The sequence below is a fragment of the Gorillibacterium massiliense genome (genome assembly GCF_000455485.1).
GTDB classification, from domain to species: domain Bacteria; phylum Bacillota; class Bacilli; order Paenibacillales; family NBRC-103111; genus Gorillibacterium; species Gorillibacterium massiliense.
On sequence record NZ_CBQR020000153.1, the window covers coordinates 56,417 to 72,186 of the forward strand.

General features: G+C 51.6%; 12 protein-coding genes. 9 read left to right on the forward strand and 3 right to left on the reverse strand.

Annotation, left to right across the window (positions count from 1 at the left end; translation table 11 throughout):
• Nucleotides 1-170 precede the first annotated feature (170 nt).
• From TJ79_RS21965 to TJ79_RS21985, 5 genes are all read left to right on the forward strand, one after another.
• Nucleotides 171-737, forward strand: a complete 567-nt coding sequence (locus TJ79_RS21965) for an RNA polymerase sigma factor (protein ID WP_040952498.1) — start codon at nt 171-173, stop codon at nt 735-737.
• Nucleotides 709-2,478 (forward strand): PT domain-containing protein, encoded by a 1,770-nt coding sequence (locus TJ79_RS21970; protein ID WP_040952499.1) that lies wholly within the window; start codon nt 709-711, stop codon nt 2,476-2,478. The genes TJ79_RS21965 and TJ79_RS21970 overlap by 29 nt, the downstream gene beginning before the upstream one ends.
• A 189-nt stretch (nt 2,479-2,667) precedes the next feature.
• Nucleotides 2,668-3,195: a hypothetical protein gene (locus TJ79_RS21975; RefSeq protein ID WP_040952500.1), complete on the forward strand. Its 528-nt coding sequence runs from the start codon at nt 2,668-2,670 to the stop codon at nt 3,193-3,195.
• 24 nt (nt 3,196-3,219) lie between these two features.
• Nucleotides 3,220-3,624: a GNAT family N-acetyltransferase gene (locus TJ79_RS21980; RefSeq protein WP_040952501.1), complete on the forward strand. Its 405-nt coding sequence runs from the start codon at nt 3,220-3,222 to the stop codon at nt 3,622-3,624.
• Nucleotides 3,625-3,812: 188 nt separating this feature from the next.
• A complete protein-coding gene (locus tag TJ79_RS21985; RefSeq protein WP_040952502.1) occupies nt 3,813-6,326 on the forward strand; it encodes a U32 family peptidase in 2,514 nt (837 codons plus the stop codon).
• Between the two features lie 340 nt (nt 6,327-6,666).
• Here TJ79_RS21985 and TJ79_RS21995 read toward each other — a convergent pair whose 3' ends face one another.
• Together TJ79_RS21995 and TJ79_RS22000 are read right to left on the reverse strand one after the other, a co-directional pair.
• Nucleotides 6,667-7,287 (reverse strand): ABC-2 transporter permease, encoded by a 621-nt coding sequence (locus TJ79_RS21995; RefSeq protein WP_040952504.1) that lies wholly within the window; start codon nt 7,285-7,287, stop codon nt 6,667-6,669.
• A gap of 28 nt (nt 7,288-7,315) precedes the next feature.
• Complete coding sequence (locus tag TJ79_RS22000) at nt 7,316-8,200, reverse strand: ABC transporter ATP-binding protein (protein WP_052339862.1); 885 nt, start codon at nt 8,198-8,200, stop codon at nt 7,316-7,318.
• 237 nt (nt 8,201-8,437) lie between these two features.
• On the opposite strand from TJ79_RS22000, the gene TJ79_RS22005 reads away from it, so the two are divergent.
• Both TJ79_RS22005 and TJ79_RS22010 read left to right on the forward strand, forming a co-directional pair.
• The gene (locus TJ79_RS22005) at nt 8,438-9,724 is read left to right on the forward strand and encodes a glycoside hydrolase family 18 protein (protein WP_040952505.1); all 1,287 of its coding nucleotides are present in this window, start codon (nt 8,438-8,440) and stop codon (nt 9,722-9,724) included.
• A 240-nt stretch (nt 9,725-9,964) separates the two neighbouring features.
• A complete protein-coding gene (locus TJ79_RS22010; protein WP_040952506.1) occupies nt 9,965-12,754 on the forward strand; it encodes a glycoside hydrolase family 3 C-terminal domain-containing protein in 2,790 nt (929 codons plus the stop codon).
• A 191-nt stretch (nt 12,755-12,945) separates the two neighbouring features.
• On the opposite strand, the gene TJ79_RS22015 is transcribed toward TJ79_RS22010, so the two are convergent.
• Nucleotides 12,946-13,563: a TetR/AcrR family transcriptional regulator gene (locus tag TJ79_RS22015; protein WP_040952507.1), complete on the reverse strand. Its 618-nt coding sequence runs from the start codon at nt 13,561-13,563 to the stop codon at nt 12,946-12,948.
• A 114-nt stretch (nt 13,564-13,677) separates the two neighbouring features.
• Between TJ79_RS22015 and TJ79_RS22020 the strand changes: the two genes are divergently transcribed.
• Both TJ79_RS22020 and TJ79_RS22025 read left to right on the forward strand, forming a co-directional pair.
• On the forward strand, nt 13,678-14,247 hold the full coding sequence (locus tag TJ79_RS22020) for a cysteine hydrolase family protein (RefSeq protein ID WP_040952508.1): 570 nt from the start codon (nt 13,678-13,680) through the stop codon (nt 14,245-14,247).
• Nucleotides 14,248-14,343: 96 nt separating this feature from the next.
• A complete protein-coding gene (locus tag TJ79_RS22025; protein ID WP_040952509.1) occupies nt 14,344-15,540 on the forward strand; it encodes a multidrug efflux MFS transporter in 1,197 nt (398 codons plus the stop codon).
• The last annotated feature ends 230 nt before the right edge of the window (nt 15,541-15,770 follow it).

The following is a 15,770-nucleotide window of genomic DNA, read 5'->3' on the forward strand; positions in this document are numbered from 1 at the left end:
TTGGAAGATCTTTAAGATCATCAATCATTTTGGACATAAGCCATTACAAGAGCAAGCCTTCCGGTGCTGAGGCGGGTCGTCCCGTGCAGACTGGAGGGTTTTTGCCTTTTTACGGGAGAAATGCAACCTGAGAGGGGCTTTAGTAGTCTAATCCTTTGAGGTGAAGGTGAGTGGAAAAGGAAGAGTATTTGAAGCACGCCTCCAATCTGGACGTTCCCCAGTTCCGCGAGTTGATGGAGACCTATGGTCAAGAGGTGTGGAACTTTGCTTTTTTGATGACGAAAAAAAGAGATCTAGCGGATGACGTCACCCAAGAGGTATTCCTTAAGGTACTGCAAAAAATCGGTGCCTTCCGCGGAGAATCTTCCTTTAAAACATGGCTGTTTTCCATAGCTCGCAATACGTCTGTCAGCATGCTGCGCTCATCCTTTTTTCGCCGGGTGACGCTGGTAGAGTTCATTGCGCCATCCTCGGGCCATCCTTCGGCGGAAGAGGAAGCCATGGAAAATATGTTTGCGGATGAAATATGGACGCAAGTGCTGAAGCTACCCGGAAAATATCGGGAGGTGCTGCTTCTCGACGGAAAGTACGAATTGAGCGTGAAAGAGATCGCACAAATATTGGGCGAGCCGGAAGGCACCGTCAAATCCAAGCTGTCCAGGGCCCGGGCGAAAATGAACGAACTAGCTAGAGAGGAGGAGTTGCGCTATGAACGAGCAAAAGATTCCGTGGTATGACCGCCTGAAGTCGCCGGTTTTCAAGGAAAAGACCTTTACCCGAGACTTGGCCCGGGAAATCGAGCGCAGGGGGTTTGCTTCCGGAGGCATCAAGCGGCGGCGTCCGTGGTTTGCCCCTTCGGCCGTCACGGTTTGTTTCATCGCACTGGCGGGGTTGCTGGTGTTCCGTTTTTCCGGCTGGGAGTTGCAAAAGACGACGGTCTTGAATCCCTCTCCAATGCCGGTAGTGACGGCTCAGCCAACGGCCGTTCCGACGATTGCTCCGACTGCAACTCCTGCCCCGCAAGAGAGCTCTTCACCCGAGCCGACAGGTAAGCCGCCGGTAAGTCCGCAGGCAGTGAAATGGAATCCGAAGTTGGCGAGTCAGGTGACCATCACGGTGGCAGATGAACCCAAAGTGGGGATTCGGGTTTGGAATCGGATCGCTATATCGGTTACGGAAGGAACCCAAACGTTTGCGATGTCATTCGCGGAGCCGATGAATCGAGAATCGGTCGAGAAAACGTTGAGAGGGAATCTATCGAAGATTCAAACCCCATATGAGAGTTCTAGCGAGAAGATTCCCGATCTGACTTTCGAATGGAAGAGTGACACGGAGGTGTTGGTGACGGCAAGTACCGTGGCCGGGGGTAACTTTGTATTGGATGCCCGCAAGGCGAGGACCAGCTCCGGTACGATTCTTGAACGGACTGCCGTTCTGGATGTGATCGTATCAAAGGCGGGCCAGATTTGGCGAGTCTCTTTGGAGGGAAAAGGGAGTGAGAAAGTGGCGGATCTTGCGAAGCCGTACCCCCTGCAGACCGATGGCGATTCTGACGGCCCTGTTTTTGCCGTCCGTTATACCGAAAGCTGCGAATGCGACGCACCGATTGAACGCCTATACAACCTTGTGGATCCGGAATCGGGCATGCTGACTGCTTATGATGGGAAGTTGTTCACCAGCTATGAAGGGCCTGGCCATTTTGTCGCTGATACCCGTGGGTTTTTCTATACGGCATCCGAAAATGCCGGAAGTCCTCCGGCGAAGGGCGAAACGGCTTATTCCGTAGACGTAGGGGGTTACGTGTTTGGCACGGGATTCACGAAGGACCACTCGCTGCTCTTGATCGCGGCCGGTGATCAGAAGGAACCCAAAGGGAAACCTCTCGACTTGATCGTATACCGGTTAGCCGACGGCAGCATGAAGCGATTAAGCGGCGCATTGAACGGAGTATTGGAGACAGATCCTCTGAATGGCGGTTATGAGCCGGTAAGATTCATACCGTACGGCGGACGTATCGTGACCAACATGTCGGCGACGGCTGACAGAGATGGCCGGCTTTTGGCTTACGATGTTGCGAAAGGCGGAGTGGTCATCTGGAACAAGCCCTCCGGCGATGCCTATCCCGTCAGCTTTACCGATGACGGAAAATATGGCATTTACAGCGACGGCGCGTTTTATACGGATGAATCGGTGATGGACACGAAGATACAGATGTCCAATTGGGGCATGTGGATACCCGGTACCCATAAGTATTTGCATATTACCGGCCTTTCCGGGCGTTATGGTGCGGTGATGCAGCTGTGGGATGCGGATACCGGTGGGCAGGATGAGGTTGCAAATGTCGTTGTGCCCGAAAATTCACAGCTTATCGGGATAAGCAAGGATGGAAAGTATGCCTACATCAACATAGCTGGGGCATGGAACGGAACATCCGTGGAACAACCCGAAGGGGGAGAAATAGGAGCACCTAAGGGTTAAATGGGAAGCCGATAAAAGAAAAAGCCATCCACTCCGTGCAGCGTCATGGGGCGGGCGGCTTTTTTTGCTTTTTTTTGGGAAAAGGCGCAACTTGGAAAAGGTTTTGGGAGTCTATTCCATTGGGGCGGAAAGCGGTTACAGCTATTATAGTTACTCAAAGAAGTAGGAACTGTTAAAAGGAGGGGCTAAGTGAAAGAGTCACTTTCAATTATTTCTCTCGTCATTTTAGTTTCTGGAATAATGATTGGGTTTGCAGATAAGAGTACATTAATTGTACTTGTTAGTGTGATCGGCGGGCTTTTGCTCTTGGGAATATCGAAGATTATGAGTATTGCAGAGGGAATTCATTACAGAGCTCTTCAATTGCCATTGTCCGAGCAACAGCTCAAATTAATCATGAGAAAATCAGAAAAGTATAGGTTAGAATCGAGCGCTTTTAGCATATACCCCAATATGAGAACCGAGTATTCGTTGCTGTTGCTCGATGGAGAATTTTATCTGAACGCAGATGCTTTCCACGACTATCTTAAAAGGGACGGCATGGAGTATACATTTGCTCTGCCTAATCAAGCTCCTGTAGTGATAATGAGGTCCTATTCATATAGTAAAGGTGTTGAATTGTTTGGATTCCAAAATCAAGGCTATTTAATGCTGAAAAGTATTCATGTTAATCCAACCATTAAAGGCAGCAAGGTTTTTCTTGAGGATTTGAAATGAAAAAAACTCTTGGGAGACTAAAAAATGACAATTACCTACGCAATGAATAAGCCGATATCCGCTTCAGAACTGGTAGAGCTATTTACGAATTCCGGTATTAACAGATCGATAGATAACCTTGAAAGAATTCAAACAATGATAGACAACGCAGATGAAATCATCTCCGCTTGGGAAGACGACAAATTGGTTGGAGTATTAAGAGCATTAACGGATTATTCTTATAGTTGCTATATTTCGGAATTAGCCGTTCATAAACAATTCCAAAGGCTCGGCATTGGAAAAAACCTCATGGATCTATTAATCGAAAAGCTAGGGGATAAAGAGATCAAGTATATGCTGACATCGTCCAATGCCGCTATTGGTTTTTATAAAAACTGTGGGTTTGAACAAGACGAAAGAGCGTTTGTGATTAGAAGAAAAGTGAATTAATATTCTCATGATCATATCGATGCCATTTCGGAGACCATCCGTTTTATGGATTAGGATACCTTAAGTCAATTTACCCGTTTCGCCTATAATTGGGTTGCCGGGCAGCGTTGCCCAGTGGCATCCGACGGGTTTTTCCGGTAAACTGGACATGCAGCGGATGCTGTAATTTAGTTCACACGGAGGAATCCATGCGGAAAGTTCGCAGAGAAGATATAGAGTTGTTGTCTCCAGCAGGAGATTGGGAGTGTTTACGGGCGGCGGTAGCCAATGGAGCGGATGCCGTCTATTTTGGCGTGGAAAAATTCAACGCTCGCGCGAGGGCGAATAATTTTCGCAGCGAGGAGCTGCCGGAGATTATGTCGTACCTTCATTTATATGGCGTAAAAGGGTTCTTGACCTTCAACATCCTCGTCTTTGAAGACGAGTTGGCGGATGCGCAAGAGCTGATCGAGATGTGCATTCATGCGGGCGTAGACGCGGTGATCGTTCAGGATTTGGGGTTGGTAAAGCTGATCCGCCAGCTTTCACCGGATTTTCCGATCCACGGATCGACCCAGATGACGGTGACTTCGCCGGAAGCGGTGGAGTTTACGAAACCTTTTGACATCGAACGGGTGGTGCTGGGTCGGGAAAACAACCTGAAGCAAATCCAGACCATCGGGGAGCAGGCGCAGCAGCCGATGGAGATTTTCGTTCATGGAGCGATCTGCGTATCGTATTCGGGACAATGTTTGACATCGGAGATGTGGGGCGGACGCTCTGCCAACCGGGGCGAGTGCGCCCAAGCGTGCCGCTTGCCGTACGATCTGATGGTAGATGGCGTGCACAAGCCGATGGGGGATATTTCTTATCTGCTGTCTCCTAAGGATTTGGCGGCCATTGAGCTGGTTCCGGAGCTAATCGAGGCGGGGGTTACGTCCTTTAAAATCGAAGGCCGGATGAAAAGCCCCGAATATGTGGCTAACGTGACCAGTAAATACCGCAAGGCGATTGATCGTTATTTTGCCGGCGAGACCAGCGGGCCGACGAAGGAAGAGCTGCGGGAGCTGGAGCAAAGCTTTTCCCGCGGGTTCACTTACGGATTTCTTAAGGGAACGAACAACAAGCAACTGGTGGAGGGAACGTATCCGAAAAGCCGGGGCGTGTTCCTCGGCCGGGTGAAGCAAATTCTGCGGGACGGTGTCGTCTGCGAGCTGGATGCGCCGCTGAAGCGGGGCGACGGTATCGTGTTCGACGCCGGGGATCCGACGCAGAAGGAAGAGGGCGGCCGAGTGTATGACTTGCGCCGCCGTGGCGCAAAGCTGGAGGGCGAGGCCGCGGGCGGCCTCATCGAGATCGTGCCGGGTCGCAGCGATGTGGACCTGTCGCGGGTGCATGTCGGCGACAGGGTCTGGAAGACCAGCGACCCGCACCTGGACAAGCGGCTGCGCCAAACCTTCGAGACCGATAAGCCGTACCGGGTGCATCCGGTACGAGTGCTGGTCACGGGGGCGGCGGGGCAGCCGCTGAAAACCGTCTGGACGGACGTTCGCGAAGAACGGTCCGTCCAGGTGGAGTCCGAGCCGCTGCTCGAGCCTGCTTTGAAACGGCCGTTGGATGAGGCCGTTTTGGGCGAGCAGCTCGGGCGGCTCGGGGGCACGGTTTTCGAGCTCGCAGAGCTCGACGTCCGCCTGCAGGGGGACGTCATCGTGCCGATGCGCGAGCTCAACCGCATGCGCCGCGAGGCCGTGGAGCAGCTCGAGGCGGCGCGGCAGGCGCCCCGGCGCTACACGCTGCGCAGCGGCGTGGACGCCTACGCCGATGCGGCGCTTAGCGCTGCGCCAGCCGCGCCTGGCTCCGCCGCGTCGGAGCTGACGGCGCTCTGCCGCAGCCTCGAGCAGGTGCACGCGGCTCTCGCCGCCGGCATCGACTTCATTTATGCCGATTTCGAGTTCATCAAACAATTCCCCGCAGCGGTCGAAGCCGTGCGGAAGGCAGGCAAGCGCATCGCTCTTGCCACACCGCGGATTCATATGCCGGGGGAAACGGGCTATTTTAACAACATCCTCAAGCTTGAGCCGGATGCCGTTCTGGTCCGCAATACCGGAGCGCTTTACTACTTCATGAAGCATCGGCTGACCCATCCGGATGATCCGAAGCCGGAGCTAATTGGCGATTTTTCATTGAACGCGGCTAACCATAAAACCGTCGCTTTGTTCCTGGAGGCGGGCCTTAGTCGGGTGACACCGTCTTACGACCTTAACATTCAGCAAATGGTCGACATGCTCCGGCGTACCGATGCCTCCAAGCTGGAGTTGGTGATCCACCAGCATCTGCCGATGTACCATACGGAGCACTGCGTATATTGCACCTTCATGAGCGAGGGTACCAATTACACCAACTGCGGGCGCCCCTGCGAAGAACAGCGGGCATCCCTGCGGGACCGCATCGGCATGTCCCACCCGGTCCGGGTGGACGAAGGCTGCCGCAACACGGTATACAACGCCATCGATCAATCAGGCGCCGAATATTTGCCAGAATTCTTGAACCTTGGCGTGAACCGCTACCGGGTCGAGTTTCTGGAGGAAACCCCAGCACAGGTGAGGGAAGTTCTTAACCTGTATCAACAAGCGCTGGCTGGACAAATCTCCGGAACAAAAGTGTGGAAGACGCTTAAAGCGACAAACCAGTTGGGCGTTACCCGCGGTCAATTGGTGAAGTAAACAGACGACACGATTCCAAAAAAACAACGATCGCCTTCCACCGGATATGGGGGAGTGATCGTTGTTTTTTACTGCGTATACCGAATGCTATGAAAATAGTCCTCACTGCCGACTAACTCTTTTTTTGATCTGTGTCCGGATCACGATTACGAAAGAGATTAAAAAGACGTAGAAAATCAAAAACTTGACCATGTAAATGAAATTGGCACTGCTCATGAAATCAGAAAAAGTGTAGACTTTCCTTTTTACACAAGAAAGGATGAAGCACGTGATAAATCCCAATGTATAGATCATCGGCCTCTTCATAGGTTCCCTCTCTTTCACTCAAGCGGCGGTGATTCTATGCTTTACTGGCTTTTTCCTTTGCCAACTTATAGCTTGCGCCATAAATGAGAAAAGCGATCAGGTTTGCGATGATTATGAAGGGCGTTGATAGAATCGGCGGGAAATCGATCTTGAGATCCAGCGAGTTTTTGGCGAGAATGCCGATAACGAAAAACAGCCCAATCATGACATACACGGAATTTTGCGCATAAAAATAGTTCTTCCAAAAATACAGAAACAGATAGATCGAGAAGTAGATTAAAAAACAGGCTACACTCAACCAGGAAATCCGCATCATATCCGTATAGGAATCATCTACAAGAAAGTACTGCGCGGCCAAAATGTAAATTTGCGTAATCGCCAAGATAAGCAGGGCCTCCATATATCGGCATGCAATTATCGTGGACTCCCGGATTGGCAGGGAGCGCAAGAACACTTTCACATCCTGCGAATCCTCGATGTAGCAGGACTTTCCAACAATGATCCCGACGTTTACGAGGGGCAATAAAACATTCATAAACCAGGTCTTGCCGCCGCCGTCCAGTTTTAAGGCGAACGGAAACAGAATCGTATAGAGAATCGCGATATAAATATATTTCTTATTAATGGCGAAATCTTTTTTTAGAATGGTTATCATGCTTTTATCACCTCCGTGACGGGCAGATTTAACAGCGAACATTAGGTTGAGCATTGGCATGCTTCAGATAAAGCAGAACTTCGTCCAGAACAAGATGTTTAAAGTTCAATTCGCTATATTTGGATAAATCGTCGCCAAGACTATCCGTATCGACAATGATCGTTCCTTTTGTGTGAAAACCTTTATTCTGAAAAAGACTCTGTAGGTTTGCATCGGTAATTTGATCAGGCGCAACCTTCTTAAATCTCCGGCTTATCTCTTCTTTTGTCGTATCGCAGATGATTGCTCCGCTATCTATATAAATGATGGAGTTAGCGATCTTTTCGATATCATCTGTTATATGAGACGAGAAGAACAAGGTGGTGCCGCGTTCTCTGGACAGGCGGTATAAAATATCCAGCAGTTCATCCCGTACGATGGGGTCAAGGCCTGAGGTAGGTTCGTCCAAAATAAGAAGTTCGGGATTATGGGAAAGGGCCAGGGCCAGCGAAAATTTAGTCCGCATCCCTTTGGAAAGCTCCCGCATTTTTTTTGATAGGTCAATCTCGAATACCTCTCGGGTTAACCTCTCAAATTGTTTGTCGTCCCAGTACTGCTTGTAGACGGATTTTACGAAATTGGAGATGGTCTTTATTTCAACGCTTTCGTAAAACTGGTTGTTTTCCCCAACGTAACCGATACGGATTTTCAAATCTTCCCGGCCCGCTGTGAGCTCCTCGCCGTTAAACAGGATTTTTCCTTCTTGATAGTTGATGATATTAAGAATTGATTTGATAGTCGTTGTTTTCCCGGCACCGTTGGCTCCTATGAAACCTGCGATATCTCCCCGGTTAAGCTTGAATGAGACATGTTTTAGGGAAAAAGAACGATAACGCTTGACGAGACCGTCTACTTCCAAAACCGGTTTGTCCATCGTATAGTCCATCCTTTGCTAAAAGTTAAAAATTTACATTTTCATTTTCCAATTTTATTCCAAAATGGATGGTTTTTAAATAAAGTTAATTTGTCATTTATGTGAAATAAGGTCTGCTAATGTCGGCAGTAAGTCCAGAGTAACTTCGGACCCAAAGTGGCATAACGATAGTCCTCGCGCGAATACCCATAAGAGATGCAAAAAAATCGGCGTGTCTCATGAGGGGGAAAGCTCTCGATGCAAATTCAGGTGGTCCAACCCGGGCAAACGCTCCATCAAATATCGGTAACCTATGGAGTATCAGTAGAGGAAATCGCGGAAGCCAACGAACTGCCGCCCAATATTGAGTTGGTCGTGGGCCAAGCGTTGGTGATTCCCATCGTCGGCTCGTATTATTGGGTGCGCGATGGGGATACCTTAAACAGCATTGCTGCAAAATATGGCATTACGGTGCAGACGTTGGCGGACGCGAATCATATTTCCCCTACCGGCTCTGTATCACCAGGGAAACGACTCTACATTCCGCCCAAACCGCGGCGTTTCGCCGAAATCAACGCGTATATTGAGCCCCGGGGTGACAGTGTGTCACCCGCTTTGCTTAACGCCGCCCGGGAAGCAGCTCCCCATTTGACCTATCTCGCACCGTTCAGCTTCCGCATCAGGCGGGATGGAACGCTGGCTCCGCCCCCGTTGGGCAGTCTCCCTGTCTTGGCTAAGGAGAACGGTGCCGTGCTCATGATGGTGATGACCAATCTGGAGGGAGGCCAGTTCAGCGCCGAATTGGGGAGTGTCATCCTGAATGACCAGCAGGTCCAGAATCGTCTCTTGGACACGATCATCAGGACGGCGGGTAAGCTAGGCTTTCGGGACATTCATTTTGATCTGGAGCATCTTCGCCCTGAAGACCGGGAAGCCTATAACCGCTTTCTGCGTAAGGCCGCAAACCGGATTCATGAGGAAGGCTTGCTGATTTCGACGGCTTTGGCGCCCAAGACGAGTGCAACCCAAGCAGGAGCATGGTATACGGCTCATGATTATAGAACCCATGGGGAGATCGTCGATTTCGTCGTCATCATGACCTATGAATGGGGCTACAGCGGTGGTCCGCCGATGCCGGTTTCGCCTATTGGTCCGGTGCGGAATGTGTTGGAGTATGCACTTACGGAAATGCCCGCCAAGAAAATCATGATGGGCCAAAACCTGTACGGCTACGACTGGACGCTTCCTTTTGTGCCAAGTGGAGCTTATGCCAAAGCCCTCAGTCCCCAGATGGCCATCGCCGTCGCCCGCGACCATCAGGTCCATATATCCTACGACGAAAAGGCGCAGGCTCCGCATTTCCGCTACCGGGACGAGGATGGCAAAGAACATCAGGTTTGGTTTGAGGACGCCCGCTCCATCCAGGCGAAATTTGATTTGCTCAAGGAACTGGGATTGCGGGGCATCAGCTACTGGAAGCTGGGACTCAGCTTTCCGCAAAACTGGCTGCTGATTGAAGAAAATTTCAGAGTGACGAAAAAATAGTTGTGCAAGTATGCAGCGATATAACAGAATGGCCGTTTCCTTGTGGAGACGGTCATTTTTGGTTATGTGCCGACGATTTCCGGACAACCTCCTTTTTGTAACATCTTATATTCGGTTACTCTTTGATCTTTCGGGGGAATTTCATTATAGTGAAAGGAATGGGTTCGCGGACTGGGCGGAAAGGTAAATTTGCGGCCGCCAGCGAGGCGATCCCGCATTTACGACATCAGGAGGATACAAGTGAATACAGAGAGATGGGGAGTACCATTACCAGGCTTTGCCGAGTTCAGCCGGAAGGTTGCCGCCGAAGGCGCGGTGCTTTTGAAGAACGAGGGCAACGTTTTACCCTTGCAAAAGGGCGATAACGTCGCGATTTTCGGGAGAACGCAGATCAACTATTACCGCAGCGGTACGGGCTCAGGGGGCAGCGTCCACGTTACCCATACCACTAATCTGCTGGATGGGCTGCGGCAGAAAGCCAGCATTGCGGTAAATGAAGAGCTGGCGTCCGTCTATGAAAAATGGATTGAGCAAAATCCTTTCGACAACGGCGGCGGAGGCTGGGCGGCGGAGCCTTGGCACCAAAAAGAAATGCCGCTTACCGATGAGTTGGTATCCGCAACGAGGAAGCAGTCGAACAAGGCCATCATCGTCATTGGCCGTACCGCTGGCGAGGATCAGGATAACGCTGACGAGCCAGGAAGCTACCAGTTGAACGCCGACGAAATAGAGATGCTGAGGCACGTGACGGCCCATTTTGAACAGACGGCGGTTGTGCTGAACGTATCCAACATTATCGACATGCGCTGGATGAACGACGAGAGTTATGAACATCCGATTCCGTGCGTGATCTATGCTTGGCAGGGGGGCATGGAAGGGGGCAACGCCATCGCCGACGTTTTGGTCGGAGACGTGACCCCGAGCGGTAAACTAACCGACACCATCGCCTATTCCATCGATGATTATCCCTCCACCCGCAACTACGAGAATGAAGATAAGAACCTGTACCAGGAAGACATTTATGTGGGGTACCGGTACTTTGAAACTTTTTGTCCGGATAAGGTTCAGTTTGAGTTCGGTTATGGGATTTCCTATACCACGTTTACCGTTGTGCCGGAAGAAGCCAAGCTGACCGAAAAAGACGGCATCACCTGCGTGGAGACCGGAGCGACAGTTACCAACAGCGGTAGCGTTTATGCGGGTAAAGAAGTCGTTCAAGTCTACTATGAAGCGCCTCAAGGCAAATTGGGCCGGCCCGTCAAAGCGTTGGCAGCCTTCGGGAAAACCAAGCTCCTTCAGCCGGGGGAATCGCAGCGTCTGACCGTGAGTTTTCCGGTGACGGCCATGGCTGCTTATGATGACGGTGGCGTGACCGGACATGTTTCGGCGTATGTTTTGGAGGCGGGCACGTACCGTATTTTCGTCGGCAACAGCGTTAAAAATGTGGCGCAAGTCACTATAGATGGCCGCGAAGGATATGTTGTGGACGAGCTGCAAGTGGTGAAGCAGATGGAAGAGGCGTTGGCGCCGACGGAAAGCTTCACGCGGATGAAGCCGGGCGCCCGGCGGGAAGACGGCACGTATGAGCTGATCTTTGAGCCTGTGCCGACGCAAACGGTATCCCTGGCTGAACGGATCGCCGCGAACCTGCCGGAATCCTTAGAGCAAACGGACGATCAAGGCTATACCTTGAAAGATGTTTATGAGCAAAAGGTGAGCATGGACGCCTTCATCGCCCAGCTCAGCGATCACGATTTGGCTACCATCGTTCGCGGGGAAGGCATGAGCAGTCCGCTGGTTACGCCGGGAACGGCTTCAGCCTTCGGCGGGGTAAGCGACCACCTGTTCAAATTCGGCATTCCTGTCGGCTGCACGGCGGACGGCCCTTCGGGCATTCGCATGGATAGCGGGCAAAAAGCAACCCAAGTGGCTATCGGCACCCTTTTGGCTGCTTCATGGGATGCGGAACTGGTCGAGGAACTGTACGTGATGGAAGGGCAAGAACTCGTGAGCAACGAAATAGACGCTCTGCTGGGACCGGGCCTCAATATTCGCAGAAGCCCGCTTAATGGGCGGAACTTCGAATATTTTTCCGAGGATCCGTTAGTAACCGGGATATTTGCCGCCGCTTGCACCCGCGGCATCCATAAAGGCGGGGCCAACGCCACGTTGAAACACTTCGCCTGCAACAACCAGGAAAAATACCGCAGCAAAGTGGATTCCGTTGTTTCGGAGCGCGCCCTGCGGGAGATTTACTTGAAGGGTTTCGAAATCGCCATCAAAGATGGCGGAGCAACTTCCATCATGACCGCGTACAATCCGGTCAATGGTCATTGGGCAGCTTCCAACTATGACCTGAACACGACCATTCTCCGTAAGGAATGGGGTTTTGCCGGTATCGTGATGACGGACTGGTGGGCGAAAATGAATGATGTCGTCCACGGCGGACCGGAGGACGTCAAGTTCACCAACTGGATGGTGCGGTCCCAAAACGATCTGTATATGGTCGTCAATAACTACGGCGCCGAGATCAACTCCATGGAGGACAACACGTTGGAATCCTTGGAAAACGGTACTCTGACTCGCGGCGAACTGCAGCGCTGCGCGGCAAACATCTGCCGCTTCCTGATGAAGGCCCCGGTATTCTCTCGTGACCAAGTCATCGAGGAAACGGTGCATACATTCGCTGCCGCCAGCTCCGTACCTTCAGCGGGACAAGCCCACGACCTGTCCGCGAATCCGCAAGTGAAGCCATCGGCAAGCGATTCATCTTATATGAAAGTCGGGGAGGCCGGCGAATACCGGATTATCGTGAGCATCATGTCTCCGGACACCAACTTGGCGCAAAGCGCATGCAATTTAACGCTGAACGGCCAACTGGCGACAACTATCCAAACCAACGGCACCGACGGCCGCTGGATCCGCCAGAAGCTGGCGAAGGTCGAACTGGAAGCCGGATACTACGAGCTGAAACTCGACTTCGTCAAGCCGGGTCTGCAAGTCGGCTGGATCGAGTTTAATCGGGTTTAAGACTAAAAGACCGCAGATGCGAACATCTACGGCCGGGCTTGCCGCTTCAAAGGCGGTCGGCTGTCGGTAATACGGAATAGGAAATGACCGTTACCTTAGCAGTGGGACGGTCATTTCCCTTTTTGGAAAGATTAACCATATGGGCCGCTCATTGAGCGGCTTTTATTTTATGTCTAAAGAAAAGCGCCCCCTCATTCCTCCGGCAAAAACGTCAAAATGAGCTGCTCCAAGATCATCTCCGGCGCATAGCCCCGCACGTCCCGTTGAAAGTGGTAGGAATCCCTGAGCAGCGCCATCATCAGTACGTCAGCTTTGAATACGCTGTTGGGCGCCGGCGAGCGGCTTGGCTCGGATGCGGCGATTTCATCCAGAAGTTCGACGAACAGTTTATGCAGCTCGTTATAAACCGGGTTTTGCGACAGCGGGCGTTTACGGGCGGGCGACGCGGATTCTTCGACTCCGCTGAGCAGCTGTGCTTTCATTTCCCGGAAACGGATGAAGAGGCGGAGCAGTCCTTTCAGCCTCTCGCGCGGAGGTTCGTCCCGATTTTCGTTCATATAGGTCTCGATACCGTCGAATAGCAGATCCAGATGGTCTTTGATCAATTCCTGGCACAGCTCGCTTTTGTTGCGAAAACGCCGGTAGAGGGTGCCTGGGCCGATCTCGGCCTCCGTTGCGATTTGGTTCATGCTGACGTTTTCCACGCCAAACTCCTCAAATAGCTTATGTGCCGCTTTCAGAATGCGCTGGCGGTTCTCCGCAGCGTCGCGGCGTTCCGTCCGGACTGGGGTGATGTCTGTTTTGCTCATCCTTGTCACTTCCTCTCCAATGAACTGCCGTCTTGACAAACGGAGATGTCTCCGCTTAAATAAGAGGAGAGGTCTCCGTTTAATATTATCATGAGAAAAAGGAGTGCACAACCGATGCAAAATGATGCTCAAAAGACCGCATTGCTGGTCATGGATATGCAAAACTCCATCGTCTCGCGGTACGCCAATAACGAAGAAATCCTGCAACCCTTTCAAAAAGCGGTGGAAGCTGCCCGGCAGCGCTCCATCCCCGTTATTTTCATAAGGGTCGGATTTAGCGAAGGCTACCCAGAGATTAGCCCGAGAAACAAAATGTTCGCTGGTTCGGCTCAGCGTGGCGGCATGACGACGGATAGCGATGCAACGGAAATCCATGAATCCCTTAAGCCCCAACCAGGCGAGCCGGTCGTGACCAAAGTGCGGGTCAGTGCATTCGCAGGCAGTACGCTGGAAGTGATCTTGCGCGCCAAGCAAATCGACTCGTTGGTTCTGTGCGGGATTTCCACCAGCGGAGTTGTTCTCTCCACCTTGCGGGAGGCGGCGGATAAGGATTTTGCCCTAACCGTGCTGTCCGATGCTTGCCTTGATGCCGATCCGGAAGTTCACCGTGTGCTCATGGAAAAAGTATTCCCGCGCCAAGCCGAGGTACTCACCGCCGACGGTTGGATCGATTCACAGAGTTGATACAAAATATAAAGCGCCTCTTCGGGATCGACTTCCCGGGAGGCGCTCCTCTTTCTCGCGAGACTCGATGGAAATGACAGAAAGAAGGCTTTGTACGTGCCCATTTGGAAAAGAAACTTGATTGTCTGTTGGTTCGGAATGTTCGTTACCGGTGTCGGGATGAGCCAGATCGCGCCGGTGTTGCCTTTATATATAAGACACTTGGGGGTAGAGGACTCCTCCGTTATCGCCCAATTTTCCGGGATCGCTTTTGGGATTACGTTTATCGTCTCGGCGATTTTTTCACCGATATGGGGGCTAGCCGCCGACCGCTTCGGGCGTAAACCAATGCTGCTCCGGGCGAGCCTCGGCATGGCCATCGTTATCGGATTCATGGGTTTCGCGCCAAACGTCTATGTCCTCATTGCATTGCGGCTGTTGCAAGGGGTGATCACCGGATATGGTACCGCCTGCACGACTTTGATCGCCACCCAAACGGATAAGGAGCACGCAGGGGCGGCCCTCGGCATCCTGTCTACGTCTAACATTGCCGGTTCTTTGCTGGGACCGACCATCGGCGCTTTTATCGGGGAAAACTTCGGCCTGCAAAATGTTTTCTTCATTACAGGCGGGCTGATGCTGATCGCTTTCCTAACCACCGCGTTTTTCGTAAAAGAAACTTTTGTCCGCGAAAATAAAAAGACGCTGAGGATGAAAGAAGTATGGGATCAGATACCGGAAAAAAGCTTGACGATCACGCTGTTCGTCACGTTCTTCGTGCTGAACGTCGCCATGTACTCGGTTGAGCCGATCATCACCGTGTATGTTTTCCAATTGACCCGCTCTGCCGGTCATGTCGCCCTTATCGCCGGCATCACGTTCTCCGCATCGGGGCTGGCGAATATTCTGGCTGCTCCACGGCTTGGGAAGATGTCCGATGAGATCGGGGCCCATAAGGTGATGCTGATTGCCCTTGTGGCGGCAGGGATCATCTTTATTCCCCAAGCTTTCGTAACTGCCGCTTGGCAGTTGATGCTGCTGCGCTTTTTGCTGGGGCTGACGGCAGGGGGCTTGAACCCATCGGTCAATGTTTTGGTTAAAAAGATAACGCCCTCGTCGCTGACCGGGCGGGTTTACGGCTTTACGATGTCAGCGGCGTATTTGGGCGTTTTCGGCGGCTCGGTTCTAGGCGGACAGGTGGCAGGCTGGTTCGGCGTTCGGTATGTCTTTTTCATTACCAGCGCGCTTTTGTTGGCCAATGCGGTTTGGGTGTATTTTAAAGTTTATAAGAAACTCAGTGTAAAAGAAGCATAATTGGTATAACCGAAAGATTTTGCAAGTCGAGCTTTTTCGGGAGGTGTCCTGATGCTCGGCTTTTTTTTGTGCGCAGATTATTAATTTCATTATATATTTATGGCATTTAGGGTGGTTTTTGTGAAATGTAATCGATTTTACTAAGTAAAAATGGCACTAATGTCCGTAGAAATGGACATGGTATCTATAACTATAGTATTCCACAATATGGAAGCAATTTGTTTTTGTTG

Bases quoted from the DNA above. Each gene is read 5' to 3' on its own strand.
- TJ79_RS21970 (WP_040952499.1), top strand. From the start codon at position 709: ATGAACGAGCAAAAGATTCCGTGGTATGACCGCCTGAAGTCGCCGGTT.
- TJ79_RS21980 (WP_040952501.1), top strand. From the start codon at position 3,220: ATGACAATTACCTACGCAATGAATAAGCCGATATCCGCTTCAGAACTG.
- TJ79_RS22000 (WP_052339862.1), bottom strand. From the start codon at position 8,200: ATGGACAAACCGGTTTTGGAAGTAGACGGTCTCGTCAAGCGTTATCGT.
- TJ79_RS22005 (WP_040952505.1), top strand. From the start codon at position 8,438: ATGCAAATTCAGGTGGTCCAACCCGGGCAAACGCTCCATCAAATATCG.
- TJ79_RS21995 (WP_040952504.1), bottom strand. From the start codon at position 7,287: ATGATAACCATTCTAAAAAAAGATTTCGCCATTAATAAGAAATATATT.
- TJ79_RS22015 (WP_040952507.1), bottom strand. From the start codon at position 13,563: ATGAGCAAAACAGACATCACCCCAGTCCGGACGGAACGCCGCGACGCT.
- TJ79_RS22020 (WP_040952508.1), top strand. From the start codon at position 13,678: ATGCAAAATGATGCTCAAAAGACCGCATTGCTGGTCATGGATATGCAA.
- TJ79_RS21985 (WP_040952502.1), top strand. From the start codon at position 3,813: ATGCGGAAAGTTCGCAGAGAAGATATAGAGTTGTTGTCTCCAGCAGGA.